This window comes from Streptomyces sp. BBFR51, assembly GCF_044591655.1.
Taxonomy (GTDB): domain Bacteria; phylum Actinomycetota; class Actinomycetes; order Streptomycetales; family Streptomycetaceae; genus Streptomyces.
Map to the genome: position 1 here is coordinate 5,383,145 of NZ_CP172448.1, position 20,380 is coordinate 5,403,524.

The following is a 20,380-nucleotide window of genomic DNA, read 5'->3' on the forward strand; positions in this document are numbered from 1 at the left end:
AATCAACGCCCTACCCAGAAGGATGTTCCTCCACGGAAGGGCGAAACCACGAGCCTAACAATTCAGTGGCCAAAGGGGGAGGACATAAGCCACCAGATTCATGTCACCGCAGGTCAGGCACCGTGGATTGGCGCCGGCAGGTCCCGCTGGGTCACTCCGGATGACAGCCGAGCAGCTCGGCACTCGTGCCGGCGGCCTTGGTCCGCAGGGTGACGACCTTGTCGATGCGGGTGTCGTCCCCGTCGAAGCGGAAGTCGGCCCGGCCCACCTCGTCGCCGCTCTCCGCCTGGGAGCGCACCGTGCAGTAGCCGGTGACGCCGGCGTCCTTGCGGACCTCCAGGTGCACCTGCACCGAGTTCTCGGCGAGCTCGAACCCGATCAGCTCGCCACTGATCTTGTTCTGACCGACGTAGTGGTAGCCGAACCAGCCGATCAGCGCGAGCAGGAGCGCGCCGAGCACGGCGCCGACGACCTTGAGCGTGCGGTCGGCACGTTCGTCCGAGGAGCGGCCGTAGCGGCCCTCGGGCGTCCGCGTGCTCGCCGTACTCATGATCGTCCTCTCGGCAGGAGCCGGTCTTCCCGGGCCCCGGAATTATTCCGAGCCCGATTCGGTCACTATAGAAGCCTCCCTGCCGCCACCCGACCGCCGCCCCTCAACGACGCCCCTGCGGGGCGGCCCCATTAAATTGCGCCGATACACACGGGCGCCTACTGACCGAGGATTGAGTCTTGACTGACCAGCTGCGACTGATGGCCGTCCACGCCCACCCCGACGACGAGTCGAGCAAGGGCGCGGCCACCATGGCGAAGTACGTGTCCGAGGGGGTGGACGTGCTGGTGGTGACCTGCACGGGCGGGGAACGCGGCTCCATCCTCAACCCGAAGCTCCAGGGCGACGCCTACATCGAGGAGAACATCCACGACGTACGCAAGAAGGAGATGGACGAGGCCCGGGAGATCCTGGGCGTCAAGCAGGAGTGGCTCGGCTTCGTCGACTCCGGCCTGCCCGAGGGCGACCCGCTGCCGCCGCTGCCGGAGGGCTGCTTCGCCCTGGAGGACGTCGACAAGGCGGCCGGTGAGCTGGTGCGGAAGATCCGCTCCTTCCGGCCCCAGGTGGTCACCACCTACGACGAGAACGGCGGCTACCCGCACCCCGACCACATCATGACCCACAAGATCACGATGGTGGCCTTCGAGGGCGCGGCCGACACCGAGAAGTACCCGGAGAGCGAGTACGGACCGGCGTACCAGCCGATGAAGGTGTACTACAACCAGGGCTTCAACCGTCCCCGCACCGAGGCGCTGCACACCGCGCTGCTGGAGCGCGGCCTGGAGTCGCCCTACGGGGACTGGCTCAAGCGCTGGGCGGAGTTCGAGCGCAAGGAGCGCACCCTCACCACGCACGTGCCCTGCGCGGACTTCTTCGAGATCCGCGACAAGGCGTTGATCGCGCACGCCACGCAGATCGACCCCGACGGGGGCTGGTTCCGGGTGCCGATGGAGATCCAGAAGGAGGTCTGGCCCACCGAGGAGTACGAGCTCGCGAAGTCCCTCGTGGAAACCTCCCTCCCCGAGGACGACCTCTTCGCGGGCATCCGGGACAATGCCTGACATGAGTGCAAGCGCAAGCCTGGCAATGACGCACCTCGTCACCCTCGCCGAACTCGACGAGGACAAGGTCACCCCCGGTGTCCTCGGGTTCATCGTCTTCGCGGTGATGGCCCTGGCGGTCTGGGGCCTGATGAAGTCCATGAACCGGCACATGGGCAAGGTCGACTTCAAGGAGACGGGGGACGCCGAGACCCCCGCCGGTGGTGAGGCGAAGCCCCAGCGGGGTTAAAGGGACCCGTCCTGGCCGGCGCTACGCCGTCACCGCCACCCCCATGACCTCCCGGGCCTGACGGTTCGGGACCATGCCCAGGCGCCAGGCCTGCCAGCCGGACTCGAGCTGGACGCCGCGTTCCAGCAGCAGCTGGAAGGCGTCCACGTAGTCGTCCAGCTTGGCGTCCCGCGCGGGGTGGCGGGCCCGGGACAGCTGGGCCAGCTCCTCCTGCGCCACCGCCGTGCCGACCTCCACGCCGCCCGGAGCCGCGTACGGCAGCAGGGTGCAGCGCAGGAAGCGGGCCCAGTCCTCGCCCCGCCGGTCGCCGTACGACGCGAACAGGGCCGTCGCCTCGTCGCACAGGGCCAGCGCCTGGGGCGTACGGGCGTTGCCCGCGTCCACCACCGCCAGCTCCAGGCAGGTCCACGCCTCCCCGTGGCCGACGCCGATGCGCTGGAAGTCGGCCCGGGCGTCCACCAGGAGCTGCCGGGCGAAGCCGGAGTTGCGCAGCGAGCCCGTCTGCGCGGCGCGCTGGTCACGGGTCACCCGCGCCGAGTGGTGCCGGGCACAGGCCAGGCCGTACACGTCGCGCATCCGGGAGAACATCGTGCGGGAGCGTTCCAGCTCGCGGACCGACTGGTCCAGGTCACCGGTCTCCTCCAGGGCCTGGCCCAGGTAGTAGACCGTCCAGGCCTCGCCGCGCGCGTCCTCGTTCTCCCGGTGCCGGGCGCCCGCCCGCCGCAGTTCCGCCACCGCCTCGGAGGCGTCGCCGTCCACCAGGCGGGCCCGCGCCAGCTGGGTCAGCGCCCAGGCCTCGCCGCGGGTGTCCTGGGTGCGGCCGTACAGCTCCAGGGCCGCCCGCAGATCCGCCTCGGCGAGCGGTACGTCGCCCATGCGCAGGTGCAGCTGACCGAGTTGGAAGTGGGCCCAGGCCTGGCCGTGCACCGACTCGCCCGCGCGGTGCAGCACCAGTGACTCGTTGAGCAGGTCCAGGGCCTCCGCCAGCCGGGCCCGGTCGCGCTGCACCGCCGCCAGCGCGTGCAGCGTCCACGCCCGGTCCGTGTCCAGCTCGGGCGAGGCCTGGAGGTCCAGCGCCTCCCGGAGCTTGGCCGCCGCCTCGGTCAGGTTCCCCTGGTGATGCAGCGTGATCCCCAGCGAGCACAGGGCACGCGCCGCTCCCGCGTCGTGGTGGGCCTCCCGGTACAGGTCGACCACGGAGGTCAGCGTGGAGCGCGCCTTGTCCAGCTCGCCGAGCTGCCGGGCCGCGATACCGGTGCGCCACTGCACCGAGCGCACCAGCAGCCCCTGGTCCACGGACTGCGCCAGCTCGTTGATCTCCCCCAGCCGGTACAGGTCGCCGCGCAGCAGGCAGTAGTCGCACAGCGCGCCCAGCAGGTTCAGCACCGCGCCCTGGTCGACGCCCTCCGCGTGTCTGAGCGTCGCCGTGATGAAGCTCGACTCGTCGTCCAGCCAGCGCAGCGCCTCGTCCAGGGACGTGAAGCCGTACTGTCCGAACTGGTTCGAGCGGGTCGACATGTTGCCGTCGACCAGGCGCAGCACGGAGTCGGCCAACTCGGCGTAGTTCGCGATGAGCCGTTCCTGCGCGGCCGTGCGCTCGCCGGGCTCCTCCTCGTCGGCGAGCCGGGCGCGGGCGAAGGCGCGCACCACGTCGTGCAGGCGGTAGCGGCTGCCCCGGACGTGGTCGATCAGACCCGCCCGCGACAGGGCCGTCAGCTGCCGGGTCGCCTCCGTCTCGTCCGTGGCCAGCAGCGCGGCGGCGGCAGCGGCACCCAGCGAGGTGCGGCCCGCCAGCGCCAGCCGGCGCAGCAGCCGCCGGGCCGGCTCCGGCTGGTCGGTGTAGCGCAGCCACAGCGCCCGCTCGACCGGTTCCACCGGCCCGTAGGCGCCCAGGTCGGTCGCCAGAGCCCGCGGCGAGCGCGCGCCCAGCGACGATCCGGCGACCCGCAGCGCCAGCGGCAGCCCGCCGCACAACTGCCGGATCAGGTCGCTCGAATCGGCGTCGTACGGACCCGACGCGTCCTCGGCTGCGGCGCTCAGCAGCTCCTCCGCGCCCGCCGCGTCCAGCGCCTCGACGGGCAGGTCGTACACCCGCGCCGGCAGGTCGGCCGGCAGCTCCAGCGCATGGCGCGCGGTGACCAGCACCAGGCTGTCCGACCGCTCCGGGATCAGCGTGCGCACCTGCTCCGGGTCCGAGGCGTCGTCGAGGACGACGGTGACCGGCACGCCCGTCAGATGCTGGTGGTACAGCTCGCTGAGCCGCTTGACCTGCTGGTCCGCGGAGGACCGCTCCCGGAACAGCAGTTGCTCGCGCGGCGCCCCGAGCCGGTTCAGCAGATGCAGCAGCGCGTCCCGGGTGCTCAGCGGCGACTCGCCGCCCACCCCGGAGCCGACCGCCCCGGAGCCGTCCAGTCCGGAGCCGTCCAGTCCGGAACCGCCCGCCGCCGAACCGTCCCCGCGCAGGTCGACCAGGCACGCCCCGCGGAAGTAGTCCCGCAGCTCGTGGACGGCCCGCACCGCCAGCGTCGTCCGGCCGCTGCCGGGCGCCCCGTGCAGCACCACCACCGTCGGCTTCGTCTCCGTGCTCGCGCGGGCCGCCTGCACCCACTGCCGCAGCCGCGCCATCTCCTGCCGCCGGCCCGCGAACGAGCCCCCCGGCTCCGGCAGTTGTCCGAACGACTGCTCCAGCACGCTGCGCCCCCGGGCGGCCGCGCTCTTGTCGACACCCCGCAGCTTCGGCCCGGTCTTGGCGGGTCCCGTGGACGCGGCGAGCATCCGCTGCTGGTCCAGGAACGGCCGGATGCCGCGCACCTCCAGCGCGGTGAGCCACTGGAGCCGCAACTGCTCGGGCCCCCCGGGCTGGCTGACGGCACCGGCCCGGTGGTGGGCGGCCGGCACATGGGCCCCGACCACCTTCACCACGGTCGCCGCGGCCCCGACGACCCCGACCGCCACGCCCGCGCCCACCGCCGTGCCCGTGCCGGTGCCGAGCGCCACGTCGGCCACCACCGCGGCGACCGCCGCCACGGCGGCCACCAGCAGGGGAGTGCCGGCGCCCTCCCGGGCGTAGCGCTGCCGGAAGGTGAGCTGTCCGGCGGCCGCCTCGTCGAGGGCGTGGGTGTAGGCCTCGTACTCCTCGTCCGCCGTCCCCGCCATGGCGTCCAGGGCCGTGCGGGCCCTGGAGAGCAGTACGTTCCCGTCCGTGCGTCCGCCCGTGCGCCGTACCTCCTCCTCCACGGCCCGCCTCAGCAGCCCCTCGGCCTCCGCCCGATGACTGTCCCGCATGTCGCGCCCCCTCCGGCGGCATCGGTGTCTCTTCCCGGGTGGCCCCGGGCATCCCGGTGGCCCCAGGCGTCCCAGGGGCCCTCCCGGCCCATCCCCGGGTCCTTCCCCGGTTATGCGCGGGTCAAGTGTCCTGCGACGAGGAGACCCTGGGGAGAGTCGGCGCGGGGTACGGCGGTGTGCTGTCCGGCGAGGCGCGGGTACTGGGGCAGGATGGACACCATGCCGAACCGACTGGCGCACGAGACGTCCCCCTATCTCCTTCAGCACGCCGACAACCCCGTCGACTGGTGGCCCTGGTCGGACGAGGCGTTCGAGGAGGCGCGGCGGCGGGACGTGCCGGTGCTGCTCAGCGTCGGCTACTCGAGCTGCCACTGGTGCCATGTGATGGCGCACGAGTCGTTCGAGGACGGGCCCACCGCCGAGTTCCTCAACTCGCACTTCGTGAGCGTCAAGGTCGACCGCGAGGAGCGCCCCGACGTCGACGCCGTCTACATGGAGGCCGTGCAGGCGGCGACCGGGCAGGGTGGCTGGCCCATGACCGTCTTCCTCACGCCGGACGCGGAGCCCTTCTACTTCGGCACGTACTACCCGCCCGAGCCACGGCACGGCATGCCGTCCTTCCGCCAGGTGCTCCAGGGCGTCCAACAGGCCTGGGGGGAGCGGCGCGAGGAGGTCACCGAGGTCGCCGGGAAGATCGTCCGGGACCTCGCCGGGCGGGAGATCTCCTACGGCGACGCGCAGCCGCCCGGCGAGGAGCAGCTCGGGCAGGCGCTGCTCGGGCTCACCCGGGAGTACGACGAGCAGCGCGGCGGGTTCGGCGGGGCGCCGAAGTTCCCGCCGTCCATGGCCGTCGAGTTCCTGCTGCGCCACCACGCCCGCACCGGCGCCGAGGGTGCCCTCCAGATGGCCCGCGACACCTGCGAGCGGATGGCCCGCGGCGGCATCTACGACCAGCTGGGCGGCGGCTTCGCCCGCTACTCCGTGGACCGCGAGTGGGTCGTGCCGCACTTCGAGAAGATGCTGTACGACAACGCGCTGCTGTGCCGGGTCTACGCCCATCTCTGGCGCGCCACCGGCTCGGATCTCGCCCGCCGGGTCGCGCTGGAGACCGCCGACTTCATGGTGCGGGAACTGCGCACCGCCGAGGGCGGGTTCGCCTCAGCGCTGGACGCGGACAGCGACGACGGCATGGGCAAGCACGTCGAGGGCGCGTACTACGTGTGGACGCCCGCCCAGCTCACCGAGGTGCTCGGCGCCGACGACGCGGCCCTGGCCGCGCAGTACTTCGGCGTGACCGAGGAGGGCACCTTCGAGCAGGGCGCCTCCGTCCTGCAACTGCCGCAGCAGGAGGGCGTGTTCGACGCGGAGCGGATCGCCTCGGTCAGGCGGCGGCTGCTGGCCGCGCGGGACGGGCGTCCCGCCCCGGGTCGGGACGACAAGGTGGTCGCCGCCTGGAACGGGCTCGCGATCGCCGCGCTCGCCGAGACCGGCGCCTACTTCGAGCGCCCCGACCTGGTCGAGGCCGCCGTCGCCGCCGCCGACCTGCTGGTGCGGCTGCACCTGGACGAGCACGCCCGGCTCACCCGCACCAGTAAGGACGGCCGGGCCGGTGGCAACGCCGGGGTACTGGAGGACTACGCCGACGTCGCGGAGGGCTTCCTCGCGCTGGCGTCGGTCACCGGGGAGGGCGTCTGGCTGGACTTCGCCGGCTTCCTGCTCGACCACGTCCTGATCCGCTTCACCGACGGCTCCGGCTCGCTCTACGACACCGCGGCCGACGCCGAGCAGCTGATCCGCCGCCCGCAGGACCCCACCGACAACGCCACCCCGTCCGGCTGGAGCGCCGCCGCGGGTGCCCTGCTCTCGTACGCCGCCCACACCGGTTCCGAGGCGCACCGCACCGCCGCCGAGCAGGCCCTCGGCGTGGTGAAGGCGCTCGGCCCGCGGGTCCCGCGCTTCATCGGCTGGGGTCTCGCGGCCGCCGAGGCGCTGCTCGACGGTCCCCGCGAGGTCGCCGTCGTCGCGGCGGAGCCGGCCGACGGCGTGGCGCAGGGGCTGCACCGTACGGCGCTGCTGGGGACGGCGCCCGGGGCGGTCGTCGCCTTCGGGGCCGAGGGGAGCGACGAGTTCCCGCTGCTCGCCGACCGGCCCCTGGTGGGCGGGGCGCCGGCCGCGTACGTCTGCCGGAACTTCACCTGCGACGCGCCGACGACCGACCCCGAGCGGCTGCGTGCCGCACTGGGTGCGGCCCCGACCGGCTGAAACGACGTAGGGCGTACGGCGACGTAGGGCGTACTGCGGCCGAGGGCGTACGGCGGCTCAGTGCGTACCGTGAATACGGTCCCTACCGGCCGTCCTGGGTGCCCCGGCGCACCGCCGCCTCCACGATGGCCTCCAACTGCTCGTGGTGCGCGCCCTTCCAGTACGCGCGTCCGCAGGCGCCGCACTTCGCGAACACGTCGTACGAGCGCTCGGTGCCGCCCTTGAGCTGGTCCGCCACCTCTTCCTTGGTGGCGGACTCCAGCAGTCCGTTGCAGGCGGTGCACCGCGTCCACGGGCTCAGTCCCGGCCGGAACCGGTCCAGGACCTCCTGGAGCTGCTCCTCGGGGCGGGTGCTGTAGACGTAGGCGCCGGCCCACAGCTCGCGGCGGCGCAGCAGACCGCGGTCGCGGCTGAGCATGACCCGTTTCTCGGCCGCCGACAGCGCGGCGAGCGCCGGGTCGCCGAGGTCCGTCGACTCGTACGCCGCGTCCACGCCGAGCAGCCGCAGCCGGCGGGCGAGGGTGCCGAGGTGCACGTCGAGCAGGAAGCGCAGCGGAGCGCCCGGGACCCGCTGGGGGTGCTCGACGGGCCGTACGCTCACCGACTCGCCGCCCGCCGGGATGTGTCCGGGCGGGACCTCGCGGCCGTCGACGAGCAGCGTGCCGACCTCGGTCAGCGGGACGCCGAGGGACTCGACGAGGTGGCCGAGGGTGGAGACGCCGTCGGTGGCCGCGCGGGCGGCGCCGGTGGGGCGGGCGCGTGGGACGAACAGGTGCAGCTCGGCGGCGAACTCGACGTGGATCTCGGGACCGTTCACCCGGTCAGGATGCCACGGAGGGCGCGGCGTGGCCCCGGCCTTTTCCGAGGGCGGGCAGCCCGTGCTCCAGGGCGTCGAGGGCGCGGTCGACCAGCTCGGCGAGGCTCTCCTCGTGATCGTGCTCGGCCCAGTACCGCGAGACCTCCATCAGGCCGCCGACCAGGGACATCGAGACGATCCGGACCTCCAGCCCGTCCGGGTCGAGGCCGGTGCGGTCGGCGATGGCGCGGGCGAGCACCCGGCCGGTGGCCGACATGTTCTCCAGCATGCGCGAGCGCACGGCGGGCACCTCGGCCAGCAGCCGCGTGCGCAGCCGGGTCAGCTCGGACTCCTCGCCCGCGCCGAGGTCGAGGGCCTTGCGCAGGACGTGCCGCAGGGAGACCGGCCACGGCTCGCCCGCCGGCCGGGCGGCGAGTTCCGCCGCCATGACCGGGTCGTAGGCGTCCGTGAGGACGATGTCCTCCTTGGCCGGGAAGTAGCGCAGGACGGTCGACGGCGACACCTCGGCGCGGCCGGCGATCTGCTCGACCGTCGTGGCCTCGTACCCCTGCTCCCGGATCAGCGCGTAGGTCGCGGTGCGGATCGCCTCACGGGTCCTGGTCTTCTTGCGCTCCCGCAGCCCCGGCCGCGGGACGCCGGCGGGGGAGAGGGGGGAGAGAGGGGAACGCGCGGCCGTCATGGGGATCATTGTCGGCCATGCCCGGGTGGCCGGGCACCGGTCAGTACGCGACCAGCGAGATCCCCACGTAGTGCGCGATGAAGGCGGCCAGCGTGAAGGAGTGGAAGACCTCGTGGAAGCCGAACCAGCGCGGTGAGGGGTTGGGACGCTTGAGGCCGTAGATCACGCCGCCCGCGCTGTAGAGCAGCCCGCCGACGATCACCAGGACGAGGACGGCGATGCCGCCGGCCCGCATGAACTCGGGGAGGTAGAAGACGGCCGCCCAGCCCATGGCGAGGTAGCAGGGGGTGTAGAGCCAGCGTGGGGCGCCGACCCAGAAGACGCGGAACAGTATCCCCGCCGCCGCGGCCGCCCAGATGCCCCACAGCAGCCACTCGCCCTGGGCGCCGGGCAGCAGCAGCATCGTGAGCGGGGTGTAGGTGCCCGCGATGATCAGGAAGATGTTCGCGTGGTCGAGGCGGCGCAGTACGCCGTCCATGCGCGGGCTCCAGTTGCCCCGGTGGTAGAGCGCGCTGACGCCGAACAGCAGGCAGGCCGTCAGGACGTAGATCCCGCAGGCGACGCGGGCTTCGGGCGACTCGGCGAGAGCGGTGAGCACCAGGCCGGCGACGAGCACGGCCGGGAACATGCCGAGGTGCAGCCAGCCGCGCAGCTTCGGCTTGGCCGGATACGGAAGGGAGAGCGCCTGAGGGCCGCCGCGGCCGGCGGCCGCCGAGTCCTTGGGCGCGTCGGGGACGGACGCAGTCATGGTCGCATCGTACCTACGGTTCCGTAAGTTACGTATCAGTACGGACGTATGACGAACGGCGAGTGGCCATCGTCTCACGGGGTACTCGGCGCCGCATCCCCTACCTGCCCCCGGCGCGGGTACGTGGCGATCCTCACGCCGCTCAGGTGTGACGCCCTCTGGACAGATGGGCGCTCGCGTCGGATGATCAAATGAGTGCGGTCGACACCGGATGAGCGCCCGCGAGGTCATCGTCACGCATCCGGGTCGCAGCCCCCACGGGGCCTCCCAAACAAAAAACCCCTCATTTAGGAGCAATCGTGGCGCGCGACATCGCTGCTCCCCCCGTCCCCACCAACCATCAGGAACTGGTCTCGTGGGTGAACGAGATCGCCGAACTGACCCAGCCGGACGCAGTGGTCTGGTGTGACGGATCCGAGGCCGAGTACGAGCGCCTGTGCGGGGAGCTCGTGGCCAAGGGCACCTTCAGGAAGCTCGACCCGATCAAGCGCCCCAACTCCTACTACGCGGCCTCCGACCCCTCCGACGTCGCCCGCGTCGAGGACCGGACCTTCATCTGCTCCGCCGAGGAGCAGGACGCCGGTCCGACCAACCACTGGAAGGACCCCGCCGAGATGCGGGAGATCTTCAAGGGCACGGGCGGCGAGGGCGGCCTCTTCCGCGGCTCCATGCGCGGCCGGACCATGTACGTCGTGCCCTTCTGCATGGGCCCCCTCGGCTCCCCGCTCTCCGCGCTGGGCGTCGAGATCACCGACTCCGCGTACGTCGCCGCCTCCATGCGCACCATGACCCGCATGGGACAGCCGGTCCTGGACGAGCTGGGAGACGACGGCTTCTTCGTCAAGGCCGTGCACTCCGTCGGCGCCCCGCTCGCCGAGGGCGAGGCGGACGTCCCGTGGCCCTGCAACAGCACCAAGTACATCTCGCACTTCCCCGAGGACCGCGAGATCTGGTCCTACGGCTCGGGCTACGGCGGCAACGCCCTGCTCGGCAAGAAGTGCTACGCGCTGCGCATCGCCTCCGTCATGGCCCGCGACGAGGGCTGGCTCGCCGAGCACATGCTGGTGCTCAAGCTGACCCCGCCGCGGGGAGAGGCCAAGTACGTGGCCGCCGCCTTCCCGTCGGCCTGCGGCAAGACCAACCTCGCCATGCTGGAGCCCACGATCTCCGGCTGGACCGTCGAGACGATCGGCGACGACATCGCCTGGATGCGCTTCGGCGAGGACGGCCGTCTGTACGCCATCAACCCCGAGGCCGGCTTCTTCGGCGTCGCGCCCGGCACCGGTGAGCACACCAACGCCAACGCGATGAAGACCCTGTGGGGCAACTCCGTCTTCACCAACGTCGCCCTCACCGACGACGGCGACGTGTGGTGGGAGGGCATGACCGAGGAGACCCCGGCCCACCTCACCGACTGGAAGGGCAACGACTGGACGCCCGAGTCCGGTACGCCGGCCGCGCACCCCAACGCCCGCTTCACCACGCCCGCCGCGCAGTGCCCGATCATCGCGCCGGAGTGGGAGGACCCCAGGGGCGTGCCGATCTCGGCGATCCTCTTCGGCGGGCGCCGCGCCACCGCCGTACCGCTGGTCACCGAGTCCTTCGACTGGAACCACGGCGTCTTCCTCGGCGCCAACGTGGCCTCCGAGAAGACCGCCGCCGCCGAGGGCAAGGTCGGCGAGCTGCGCCGCGACCCGTTCGCCATGCTGCCGTTCTGCGGCTACAACATGGGCGACTACATGGGTCACTGGATCGACGTGGCCAAGGACAAGGACCAGTCCAAGCTGCCCAAGATCTACTACGTCAACTGGTTCCGCAAGGACGACGACGGCAAGTTCGTCTGGCCCGGCTTCGGCGAGAACGGCCGCGTCCTGAAGTGGATCGTGGAGCGCCTGGAGGGCCGCGCGGAGGGCGTCGAGACGCCGATCGGCGTGCTGCCGGCCAAGGGCTCCCTCGACACCGACGGCCTCGACCTCGCCGACGCCGACCTGGACTTCCTGCTCAGCGTCGACAAGGAGGTGTGGCGCGAGGAGGCGGCGCTCGTCCCCGAGCACCTGAACACCTTCGGCGACCACACGCCCACCGAGCTGTGGGACCAGTACCGGGCCCTGGTGCAGCGCCTGGGCTGAACGCACCGTCACCACCATGCTCCGCGGCCGGTCCGGCTAGCCCTGACCCGCGAAGTCGTCACGAAGGCCGGCCGCGAGGGGGTCTCCCCGCACTCCAGTAGCTCGTAACAACCCGGAGCGCGGAGAGATCCCGCTCGGGCCGGGTCCCCGCACAACGGCGTGCGACGGACCCGGCCCTTCGGCAACCCCGGTCAGCTTTCCGAGCGGTCCCGCAGATACCGCGTGTGGGACTCCTGGCGCCGGACCTCGGCGTCCCGCAGCCGGTCCGTCAGCCGCTCGGCCTCCTCGTGCAGCAGCGCCAACTGCCGCTCCAGATGCCGCTCGGGTGGCTCCTGCCCCGGTGTGATCCGCGTCCACCACCGGGTCCGCACATACGCGTCGACGGCCTCCGGCACGTCCTGCCGCACCGCACGCGACACCGTGTGCAGTCCCTCCGGGTCGGCCGCCAGCACCTCGGCGACCCAGCCGGGCTCCAGCAGCGCGGCCAGCAGTCCGCTCAGCCCCGCCAGCCGCTCCTCGGCGGGGGGCGGAAGCTCCACGTCCGTCAGATAGCCGCGCAGCCGGCCGAAGTCGCCGCGCACCTCCTCCAACTGGGCCGACGGGTCCGGGAAGTCGGGCGGTGCGGGCCGCTCCGGCGGGGCGAGCAGCGCGCCCGCGCCGTACAGACCCGCGACGACCACCGGCCAGTAGGATCCCGCCGCGCCCGTGAAGGTCAGCACCAGTCCGGCCAGCCCGCAGGCGCCACCGGTCAGGTTCTTGCGCGACTCCAGATACGCCCAGGCCCGTCCGCCGCCCGCGCGTCCGCTCCTACTGGTAGCCACGGATCTCCTCGAAGGCGCCGTCCAGCGACCCCTCGCGCGCGTCGAAGAGCCGCCCGCCGGTGAGTTCGGCGATGTGCGTCAGCTCCTTGCGGTCGGAGTCGCCGAAGAGGACGGGGAACACCGGGATCTCCTGCCGCTCCCGGCTCAGCGAGGCGTAGAAGCGGTCGAAGCCGGCCGCGTCGGTGCCGGCGGTGTTCTCGCCGTCCGTCATCAGCACGATCGACGTGAACGCGTCCCGCCCGCCGCCGAGATGGCCGTACGCCTTCTCCAGCGAGGTGTAGACCGCGGTGTCGCCCTCGGCGGTCAGGCGCTCGGTGTCCCGGCGGATGCCGTCGAGACCGGCGCGCGGATCGGCGGGATCCACCACGTGCGTCGCCACCCGCTTCACTTCCGATCCGAACGGCATCAGCGTCACCTCCTCCCGGTCGCGGAAGTCGCCGGTGAGGGCGGTGAGCGCCGTCTTCAGTCGCGTCAGCCGCTCGCCCGCCATCGAGCCGGAGGTGTCGAGGACGTACACCGTCCGGGAGGGGCGGCGCAGCTCGTTCTCGTACGCGTCGAGCAGACCGTCGGCGACGGAACGGGAGCCCGGGGAGGGCAGTTCGCGGCGGCGGCTCGTGTCCAGCCCTTCCGCGGGCGGTACGGAGGTGAGGACCGGGCGGCGGTGCGTGGTGCGGGTGATCTCCTGCTGCATCTCCGGCGTGCGCAGCGCCTCGGCGAGGCGGCGGACGTCCTGACGGGTCGCGCCGCCGGACGACGCGAGCGTGGAGAGCGGGTAGTCGGCGGTCAGCACGCCGTCGGTGGGGCGGATCACGGTGAGGCCCGGGATGCCCAGCAGGACGGACTCGTAGTTGAGCAGCGCGTCGACGTTCCCGCGCCGCTCGTACGCCGCGGCCAGCCAGCCCGACGAACCCGAGGTCAGCTTCTGCCCGGTGAAGAACTCCCGCAGTCTGGGCGTCGCCTTCGCCACGTCCGCGTCGGTGAGCGCGGACTGGGCGCCGGAGAGCGCGGCGGCGACCGAGACGAGGGTGGCGAAGCCGGAGTTGGAGCGCGCCGGGTCGGTCATGCCGTAGGTGAGCCTCCCGTCGGCGACGGCCTGCTCGACCTGGGACCAGGTGACCTTTCCGGCCTGCCATTCCAGCTTCCGGGCGGTGGCGTCCTTGACGCCGACGGCGACCGGGCTGGCCATCACCGGCGTCTCGGAGACGATGTGCTTCGCCGCCTCGGGGCGCAGCCGCAGCGAGTCGTTGGAGGACAGCCACACGGCGTCGTACTTCCCCTCCGTCCCGCCCTTGGCCAGCAGGTCCACGGCGTCGAGGGTGCCGATGGGGGTGAGCCGGACGGTCAGGCCGGTGTCCTCGCGGACCCGGTCCAGAACCGGTTTCATGTCGCTCAGCTCGCTGGAGGCGAGGACGCGCAGGGTGCCGGGCTCGGCGCTGCCGGGTACGCCGGGGGTCGGCGCTCCGTCCGTCCGACCGTCCCCGCCGTCCTGCCCGGTGCAGGAGGTGAGGAGGGCGAGCGCGGCGAGGCAGCCGGCGAGGGCGCGTCTCGTGCGGGGTCCGCGTCTCATGCGAGGCCCCCGTCCCCGGAGGAGTCCAGCGCGCCCCGCGAACGGCTGCGCTCCAGATACGCGTTCGCGTGCCTGAGCTCACCGGTGAGGGACTCCACGGTCGCCGCCATCGCCTCCGTGGCCCGGACCTTGTAGGTGTCGATGGTGTCGAGGGTGCGGTAGATCTGCTGGAAGGCGTCGCGCAGGGTCTCCGCGCCCACCGCGGGGTCCGCAGCGATGCGCTGGATCTCCCCGCTCTGGGTGGCGAGCATCTCCGCGTTGCCCCGGATCAGGTCCTCCGTCGTCCCGCGCAACGCGTTGACCTGCTCGACGACCTTCTTCTGGTGGTCCAGCGCGGAGGCCAGCATCACGGAGATCCTCAGCGCCGACACCGTGGTGGTGGCCGCCCGGTCGACGCCCTTGACCAGCTCCTCGTTGTTGCGGCGTACGACGTCCATCGCGAGGTAGCCCTGCGCGCAGACCGCGAGCTGGGTGAGCAGGTCCTGGTGCTTTTGCCTGACCGGGAAGAGGACGTCGGCGCGCAGGGTGTCGGCGGCCCGCGGGTCGGCCGGCTCCACACCGGCGACGTGCTGCTCCACGGCCGTGTCCAGGGCCTCGGTGAGGACGACGTACTCCTGGAGCTTGCCCATGGTCTCCCACAGGCGGACCCGTTCGGTCTGCAACGCGGCGTTGTCGCGCCGCAGTTCGTCCTGTCCGCCGCGCAGCGAGCCCACGATCCGGTTCAGGGTGCCCTGGGCGGAGGCGTACTTGGCGACGTGGTCGCGCAGCCGGTTGCCGCCGGGCAGCCGCGACAGGAACCTGCGGCCCTTCGACGCGGGCAGGTCGCGCGGGTCCAGGTCCTCCACCACGCGCCGCAGTTCCACCAGGGAGCCCGCGACCCGGGCCTGGGCGTCGTCGCCCTTGTCGGGCAGGCTGCGCACGGTGCGTTCCAGCATGCGGTTGGACTGTGCGGCGGCGGTGCGCATCTCGGCGGCGCCGAGGCCGGTGATCTCGCCGACCTTGCCGGCGAACTCGGGTGAGCGGGCGTCGAGCGCGGCGAGTCCGTCCACGTAGGCGGCGGCCTTGCGTGCCATGTCCGCGCGTGTCGCCTCGTCGACGGGGACGAGGCCGCCGGCCCGCTCCCGCGGTACGGCGGCGACGGGCTCGGGCGGGGTGAGTGTGAGTGTGAAGTCGTTGTCGGTGCCGGTCACGTGGCCGAATCCCCCTGTGGTCCGCTGGTGGTCCGCTGTCATCCGCGCGCCCGGCGGGCCATCTCGCGCAGCACCTCGGAGGTGGGCACGGGTGCCTGCCGGACGCCGGTCAGCCGCTGGTTGAGATACGCGGTGTGGGCCTCGGTGGCCCTGGTGAACTCGGCGGAGGCGCCCTGCGGCCGGAACCCGTGCCGGACGGCCAGCCGCCGCAGCTCCGGGTCCGCGGTGAGCAGTTCACCGAGCGCCCGGCCCGACTCCGTGAGCGGTACGACGGTGTGGTCGCTGGTGGCGGTGATGTCCGGGTACAGGACGACCAGGTCCCCGACGGCGTCCTCGCCCTCCCTGAGCAGCGCGGCGATCTGTGACTCGTACACCAGCACCAGGGGTTCGCCGACACCGCTGGTGAAGTCCCGGAACGTCGCGTCCGAGCTGGACTTCTGGGCGCCCTGCACCTGGACCAGCCTGCGCATCAGGGGCGCCGTGCGGTCCAGGCCGGCGTCGTCGGTCACCACGCGGTCGCCGTTGGCGACGTAGGAGGCGGCGGCCAGGTAGAGCGCGCCGGAGTTGGAGGTCTGCGGGTCCGTGGTCGCGACGTAGAGCGTTCCGGTCAGCTCCGTGTGCCCGTCGGCGCCCTTCAGCTGCTGCCAGGTACGGCCGGCGCGGGCCGCGTCGAGGTAGGCGCCCATCTTGAGGGTGCCGCCCTGGTTGCGGTCGAGCGTGACGAGCCCGTTCGCGGCGAGCACCTGCGCGGTGGAGCGGTGGGTCACCACGACGAGCGGCGAGTAGAAGGGCCGGGGCAGCGGCTTGCGTGCCCCGTACTTGTCGGCGAGTTCGTCGGCCGGGGCCTGACTCGACGGAAAGGCGAGGTCGTAGCCCTTGAGGTCCATGTCCTCCATGGCCCAGGACCCGGAGGTCTCGGCCCGTACGGTGTAGCCCTTGGCGGCGAGGGCCCGCACCACGTCGGGGTCGGCGAAGAACTCCGCCTTCTCCGATCCGATGATCATGCGCACGGTCTTCGTTGCCGTGCCCGTCTCCTCGTTTTCCCGGCCCGCGACGACGGCGGCCACCACGCCACCGATCAGCAGGACCGCGAGGAAGATTCCAGCGATACGTCTCACGCGCCGAGCGTGCTCCCGGAATCAGACGTTCCTGCTCGTCCGGGGTGAACGGAAGGTGGCCGCGTGATACCGGTATGCAACGGGAACGAGCCACTCCGGCTTCCCGGCCCTGCGACGGACGCCGACGGACGGCGGGCATGCGCCGCGGCGCACGCGGTACCCGGAGGGCAGGAGCAGGGCAATGGGGAAGGAGGGTCCTGCCATGGCAGACGGCGGTGACTTCTACTCCCGCGACCGGCCGCGGGACCCGGATCCACAGCTGAAGGAGGACCGTCCGCGCGGTGGTGGTCCGGAGGATCCGGACGGCCGGGGCACCTGGCCCGTGTGGGCGATCGTCCTCGTGATCCTGCTGGGGTTCGTGTTCCTGACGGTGATCTTCGGCTGACCCCGCCGGGCGTCCGGGTGTGTGGCGCCCGGTCCGCGCGTCGCTGCGGGTGCGCGCGGACCGGGGCCGTCCGTGGGGTGCCCGAGCGGACCCGAAGGGCCGCGAGACGGGCTAGCGGGACGCGAGTGCGCGCGGCTCCAGGGCCGCGGAGTGCGCGTCCATGCGCTCGGCGGTCAGGATCGCGACCGCCGTGTCGGCACGGGAGGCGGCCACGACCAGGGCGCGCGCCGCCAGGGTGTGCGCCCGCCGGTGCAGGGCCGCGGGACGCGGCGCCGGACGGGTGGCGGTCGCCGCGACGCGGACCGGTGCCGCCCCTCCCCGCAGCCGGGCCACCTGTCCGGCGAGCCGGTCGGCCGCGGTGTCCAGGTCGGTGCCGGGGACCAGCGCGCGCAGCTCGTCCGTGACGGCGAGCAGGGCGGCGAGATGGCTGGCGAGCTGGATGTCCAGCTCCTCCTCCCGGGACCGGTGGGGGAAGTCTGAAGGGGTGCCGGCCGTCGTGCTGTGCACCGACTTGGCGCGGATCGGTTCGTACATGGGACGGCCTCCTGAGGTATTCAGGAAACCATCCTACATTGGATTGAATCTAAAGTTGAGAGAGTTCGGGGCTCAGGGCTGGCCGTAGCCGTCCAGGAAGTTCCCGATCCGGTCCACCGCCTCGCGCAGATCCACGGCCGTGGGCAGGGTCACCACCCGGAAGTGGTCGGGCTCGGGCCAGTTGAAGCCGGTGCCCTGGACGACCATGATCTTCTCCTGGCGCAGCAGGTCCAGGACCATCCGCCGGTCGTCCTTGATCTTGAAGACCTTGGGGTCGAGCCGCGGGAAGAGGTACAGCGCGCCCTTCGGCTTCACACAGGTCACGCCCGGAATGCTGGTCAGCGCCTCGTGCGCGACGTCGCGCTGCTCGCGCAGCCGGCCGCCGGGCAGCACCAGCTCGTTGATGGTCTGCCGCCCGCTGAGCGCCGCGACCACGCCGTGCTGGCCCGGCATGTTGGCGCACAGACGCATGTTCGCCAGGATCGTCAGGCCCTCGATGTAGGACTCGGCGTGCGCGCGGGGCCCGGAGATCGACATCCAGCCGACCCGGTAGCCGGCCACCCGGTACGCCTTCGACATGCCGTTGAAGGTCAGGGTCAGCAGGTCCGGGGCGACCGAGGCGGTCGGGGTGTGCGTGGCCTCGTCGTAGAGGATCTTGTCGTAGATCTCGTCGGAGCAGACCAGCAGGTTGTGCCGGCGCGCGATGTCCGTCAGCCCGCGCAGCATCGCGTCGTCGTACACCGCGCCCGTCGGGTTGTTCGGGTTGATGATCACCAGCGCCTTGGTGCGGTCGGTGATCTTCCGCTCCACGTCGGCGAGGTCGGGCATCCAGTCGGACTGCTCGTCGCAGCGGTAGTGGACCGCCGTGCCGCCGGACAGGGAGACGGCGGCCGTCCACAGCGGGTAGTCGGGCGCCGGTACGAGCACCTCGTCCCCGTCGTCGAGCAGGCCCTGCATCGCCATCACGATCAGTTCGGAGACGCCGTTGCCGATGAAGACGTGCTCGACGTCCGTCTCGATGCCCAGGGTCTGGTTGTGCATGACGACCGCCCGCCGGGCCGCCAGCAGGCCCTTCGCGTCGCCGTAGCCGTGCGCCGTGGAGACGTTGCGGAGGATGTCCTCCAGGATCTCCGGCGGGCACTCGAAGCCGAAGGCGGCCGGGTTGCCCGTGTTCAGCTTCAGGATGCGGTGACCGGCCGCTTCCAGCCGCATCGCCTCCTCGAGCACCGGGCCCCGGATCTCGTAACAGACGTTGGCGAGCTTGGTCGACTGGATCACCTGCATGTCCGTGAGCTTACGACCCGATTACGTCCCGTGGCCCGTGTTATCCGCCACTTGAGACGTGCGGTATGGGCGGGTTTCGTCACTTACCGGGAGCCGCGCCGCACCGAGCGCCCCGCCAGTACGTCCGTGCGCCGCCCGTCCTCCATCACGAACCGCCCGTCGACCAGCACGTACGGGATGCCCGTCGGCAGCCTGCGCGGGTCCTCGTACGTGCTGCCCGCCGCGACCGTCGCCGGGTCGAAGAGCACCAGGTCGGCCCGGTACCCCTCGCGGACCAGACCCCGGTCCGGCAGCCGCAGCCGGGCCGCCGGGCGCGAGGTGAGGTGGGCGACGCACTCCTCCAGCGAGAGCACGCCCAGCTCGCGCACGTAGTGACCGAGGTACTGCGGGAAGGTGCCGTAGGCGCGCGGGTGCGGCTTGGCGCCCTGGAGGATGCCGTCCGAGCCGCCGGTGTGGACGCGGTGCCGCATGATCGCGCGGACGTTCTCCTCGTGGCCCACGTGCTGGAGGATGGTCGGCGCCAGCCGGTCGGCCAGCAGGAGCTGCCGGACGACCGTCCACGGGCTCTCACCGCGCAGCCCGGCCGACTCAAGGACCGTACGGCCGACGTACTCCCCGAGGGCCGGGTCGCCCGTGCCGGAGATCTCGATCGTCTCCCACTCCATGGGCACGCCGTGGGACCCGTCGGAGCCGATCTCCTCCATGTGGTGCCGGATGCGCTCGGCGGTGTCGTCGTCCGCCAGCCGCTTCATGATCTGCGCCGGGCCGCCCTCGCTCGCCCAGCTCGGCAGCAGCGCCACGAGGGTGGTGCAGCCGGGGGTGTACGGGTAGGTGTCCAGGGTGATGTCGGCGCCGGTGGCCAGCGCGTCGTCGAGCAGGGTCAGCAGTTCCGGTGCCCTGCCCTTGTTCACGCCGAAGTTCATGGTGGCGTGCGCCAGGTGCAGCGGGCAGCCCGCCTCCCGGCTCAGCTCCACCATCTCCTGGTACGCCTCCAGGGCCCCCGCGCCGTACGAGCGGTGGTGCGGGCAGTAGTAGCCGCCGTACTCGGCGACCACCCGGCACAGCTCGGTCAGTTCCGCGTCCTTGGCGTACATGCCCGGCGTGTACGTCAGCCCGGACGACATGCCGACCGCGCCCTGCTCCATGCCCTCGGCGACCAGCCGCCGCATGTGCTCCAGCTCGGCGTCGGTGGCGTCCCGGTCGTCCCAGCCGACCGCGAGGGCGCGCACCGTGCCCTGGGGGATCAGATAGGCGGCGTTCACGGCGATGCCCGCGTCGAGCCGGTCCAGGTACTCGCCGACCGACCGCCAGTCGAAGTCGACGTCGTCACCGGGGCCGTTCCACCCGGCGATCGCGCGGCGCACCTCGCCGAGGGTGTGGTCGTCGACCGGCGCGTACGACAGCCCGTCCTGGCCGATGACCTCCAGGGTGACGCCCTGGGCGGCCTTGGCGCCGTGGTCGGGGTCCCGCAGCAGCGCCAGGTCGCTGTGGGCGTGCATGTCGATGAAGCCGGGGGACAGGACCAGGCCCTCGGCGTCCAGTTCCCGGCGCGCCTTGGGGCGCTGGCAGCCGGCGGCCGCCGCCTCCTTGACGATCGAGACGATCCGGCCGCCGTCGACCACGACGTCGGCGCGGTAGGAGTCGGCGCCGGAGCCGTCCACGACGTCGGCGTCCCTGATGACCAGCTCTTCCATGCCTGACTCCTCCTGGATCCTCTACCG

Annotated in this window: 17 protein-coding genes; 5 read left to right on the forward strand and 12 right to left on the reverse strand. The window is 72.2% G+C overall.

The features are described from left to right. Nucleotides 1–151: 151 nt before the first annotated feature. The gene (locus tag ACGH7X_RS24775; protein WP_399888043.1) at nt 152–550 is read right to left on the reverse strand and encodes a DUF4307 domain-containing protein; all 399 of its coding nucleotides are present in this window, start codon (nt 548–550) and stop codon (nt 152–154) included. A 179-nt stretch (nt 551–729) separates the two neighbouring features. Here ACGH7X_RS24775 and mca point away from each other — a divergent pair, with 179 nt between their 5' ends. Continuing rightward, the gene (mca, locus tag ACGH7X_RS24780) at nt 730–1,611 is read left to right on the forward strand and encodes a mycothiol conjugate amidase Mca (protein ID WP_399888045.1); all 882 of its coding nucleotides are present in this window, start codon (nt 730–732) and stop codon (nt 1,609–1,611) included. Further along, nucleotides 1,604–1,840, forward strand: coding sequence for a hypothetical protein (locus ACGH7X_RS24785; RefSeq protein ID WP_399888047.1), 237 nt, complete (start codon nt 1,604–1,606; stop codon nt 1,838–1,840). Before mca ends, ACGH7X_RS24785 begins: the two co-directional genes overlap by 8 nt. A 21-nt stretch (nt 1,841–1,861) precedes the next feature. On the opposite strand, the gene ACGH7X_RS24790 is transcribed toward ACGH7X_RS24785, so the two are convergent. Next, complete coding sequence (locus tag ACGH7X_RS24790) at nt 1,862–5,125, reverse strand: tetratricopeptide repeat protein (RefSeq protein WP_399888049.1); 3,264 nt, start codon at nt 5,123–5,125, stop codon at nt 1,862–1,864. A gap of 219 nt (nt 5,126–5,344) precedes the next feature. Here ACGH7X_RS24790 and ACGH7X_RS24795 point away from each other — a divergent pair, with 219 nt between their 5' ends. Then, nucleotides 5,345–7,387, forward strand: a complete 2,043-nt coding sequence (locus tag ACGH7X_RS24795; RefSeq protein ID WP_399888051.1) for a thioredoxin domain-containing protein — start codon at nt 5,345–5,347, stop codon at nt 7,385–7,387. 82 nt (nt 7,388–7,469) lie between these two features. On the opposite strand, the gene ACGH7X_RS24800 is transcribed toward ACGH7X_RS24795, so the two are convergent. From ACGH7X_RS24800 to ACGH7X_RS24810, 3 genes are read right to left on the reverse strand one after another with little or no spacing between them, the layout of a single operon-like run. After that, a complete protein-coding gene (locus ACGH7X_RS24800; RefSeq protein ID WP_399888053.1) occupies nt 7,470–8,204 on the reverse strand; it encodes a Mut7-C RNAse domain-containing protein in 735 nt (244 codons plus the stop codon). Nucleotides 8,205–8,208: 4 nt separating this feature from the next. Further along, the gene (locus ACGH7X_RS24805) at nt 8,209–8,883 is read right to left on the reverse strand and encodes a TetR family transcriptional regulator (RefSeq protein ID WP_399888055.1); all 675 of its coding nucleotides are present in this window, start codon (nt 8,881–8,883) and stop codon (nt 8,209–8,211) included. A gap of 40 nt (nt 8,884–8,923) precedes the next feature. Continuing rightward, entirely contained in the window at nt 8,924–9,631 is a 708-nt protein-coding gene (locus tag ACGH7X_RS24810) for a hemolysin III family protein (RefSeq protein ID WP_399888057.1), read from the reverse strand. Nucleotides 9,632–9,930: 299 nt separating this feature from the next. Between ACGH7X_RS24810 and ACGH7X_RS24815 the strand changes: the two genes are divergently transcribed. Beyond that, nucleotides 9,931–11,760: a phosphoenolpyruvate carboxykinase (GTP) gene (locus ACGH7X_RS24815; RefSeq protein ID WP_399888059.1), complete on the forward strand. Its 1,830-nt coding sequence runs from the start codon at nt 9,931–9,933 to the stop codon at nt 11,758–11,760. A 191-nt stretch (nt 11,761–11,951) separates the two neighbouring features. On the opposite strand, the gene ACGH7X_RS24820 is transcribed toward ACGH7X_RS24815, so the two are convergent. From ACGH7X_RS24820 to ACGH7X_RS24835, 4 genes are read right to left on the reverse strand one after another with little or no spacing between them, the layout of a single operon-like run. Further along, a complete protein-coding gene (locus ACGH7X_RS24820) occupies nt 11,952–12,581 on the reverse strand; it encodes a hypothetical protein (protein WP_399888061.1) in 630 nt (209 codons plus the stop codon). Next, complete coding sequence (locus ACGH7X_RS24825; protein WP_399888063.1) at nt 12,568–14,148, reverse strand: substrate-binding domain-containing protein; 1,581 nt, start codon at nt 14,146–14,148, stop codon at nt 12,568–12,570. The genes ACGH7X_RS24820 and ACGH7X_RS24825 overlap by 14 nt, the downstream gene beginning before the upstream one ends. Beyond that, nucleotides 14,145–15,380 (reverse strand): toxic anion resistance protein, encoded by a 1,236-nt coding sequence (locus tag ACGH7X_RS24830; protein ID WP_399888065.1) that lies wholly within the window; start codon nt 15,378–15,380, stop codon nt 14,145–14,147. The genes ACGH7X_RS24825 and ACGH7X_RS24830 overlap by 4 nt, the downstream gene beginning before the upstream one ends. Then, nucleotides 15,377–16,456 (reverse strand): hypothetical protein, encoded by a 1,080-nt coding sequence (locus ACGH7X_RS24835; protein WP_399888067.1) that lies wholly within the window; start codon nt 16,454–16,456, stop codon nt 15,377–15,379. The genes ACGH7X_RS24830 and ACGH7X_RS24835 overlap by 4 nt, the downstream gene beginning before the upstream one ends. A gap of 202 nt (nt 16,457–16,658) precedes the next feature. On the opposite strand from ACGH7X_RS24835, the gene ACGH7X_RS24840 reads away from it, so the two are divergent. Next, a complete protein-coding gene (locus ACGH7X_RS24840; protein ID WP_399888069.1) occupies nt 16,659–16,841 on the forward strand; it encodes a hypothetical protein in 183 nt (60 codons plus the stop codon). 111 nt (nt 16,842–16,952) lie between these two features. On the opposite strand, the gene ACGH7X_RS24845 is transcribed toward ACGH7X_RS24840, so the two are convergent. From ACGH7X_RS24845 to ACGH7X_RS24855, 3 genes are all read right to left on the reverse strand, one after another. Next, nucleotides 16,953–17,375 carry a hypothetical protein gene (locus ACGH7X_RS24845; RefSeq protein WP_399888071.1) on the reverse strand — a complete coding sequence of 141 codons (423 nt, stop codon included), beginning with the start codon at nt 17,373–17,375 and terminating at the stop codon, nt 16,953–16,955. Nucleotides 17,376–17,447: 72 nt separating this feature from the next. Beyond that, on the reverse strand, nt 17,448–18,659 hold the full coding sequence (locus ACGH7X_RS24850) for a pyridoxal phosphate-dependent aminotransferase (RefSeq protein ID WP_399888073.1): 1,212 nt from the start codon (nt 18,657–18,659) through the stop codon (nt 17,448–17,450). A gap of 83 nt (nt 18,660–18,742) precedes the next feature. Further along, nucleotides 18,743–20,353: an amidohydrolase family protein gene (locus ACGH7X_RS24855; protein WP_399888075.1), complete on the reverse strand. Its 1,611-nt coding sequence runs from the start codon at nt 20,351–20,353 to the stop codon at nt 18,743–18,745. Nucleotides 20,354–20,380 lie beyond the last annotated feature (27 nt).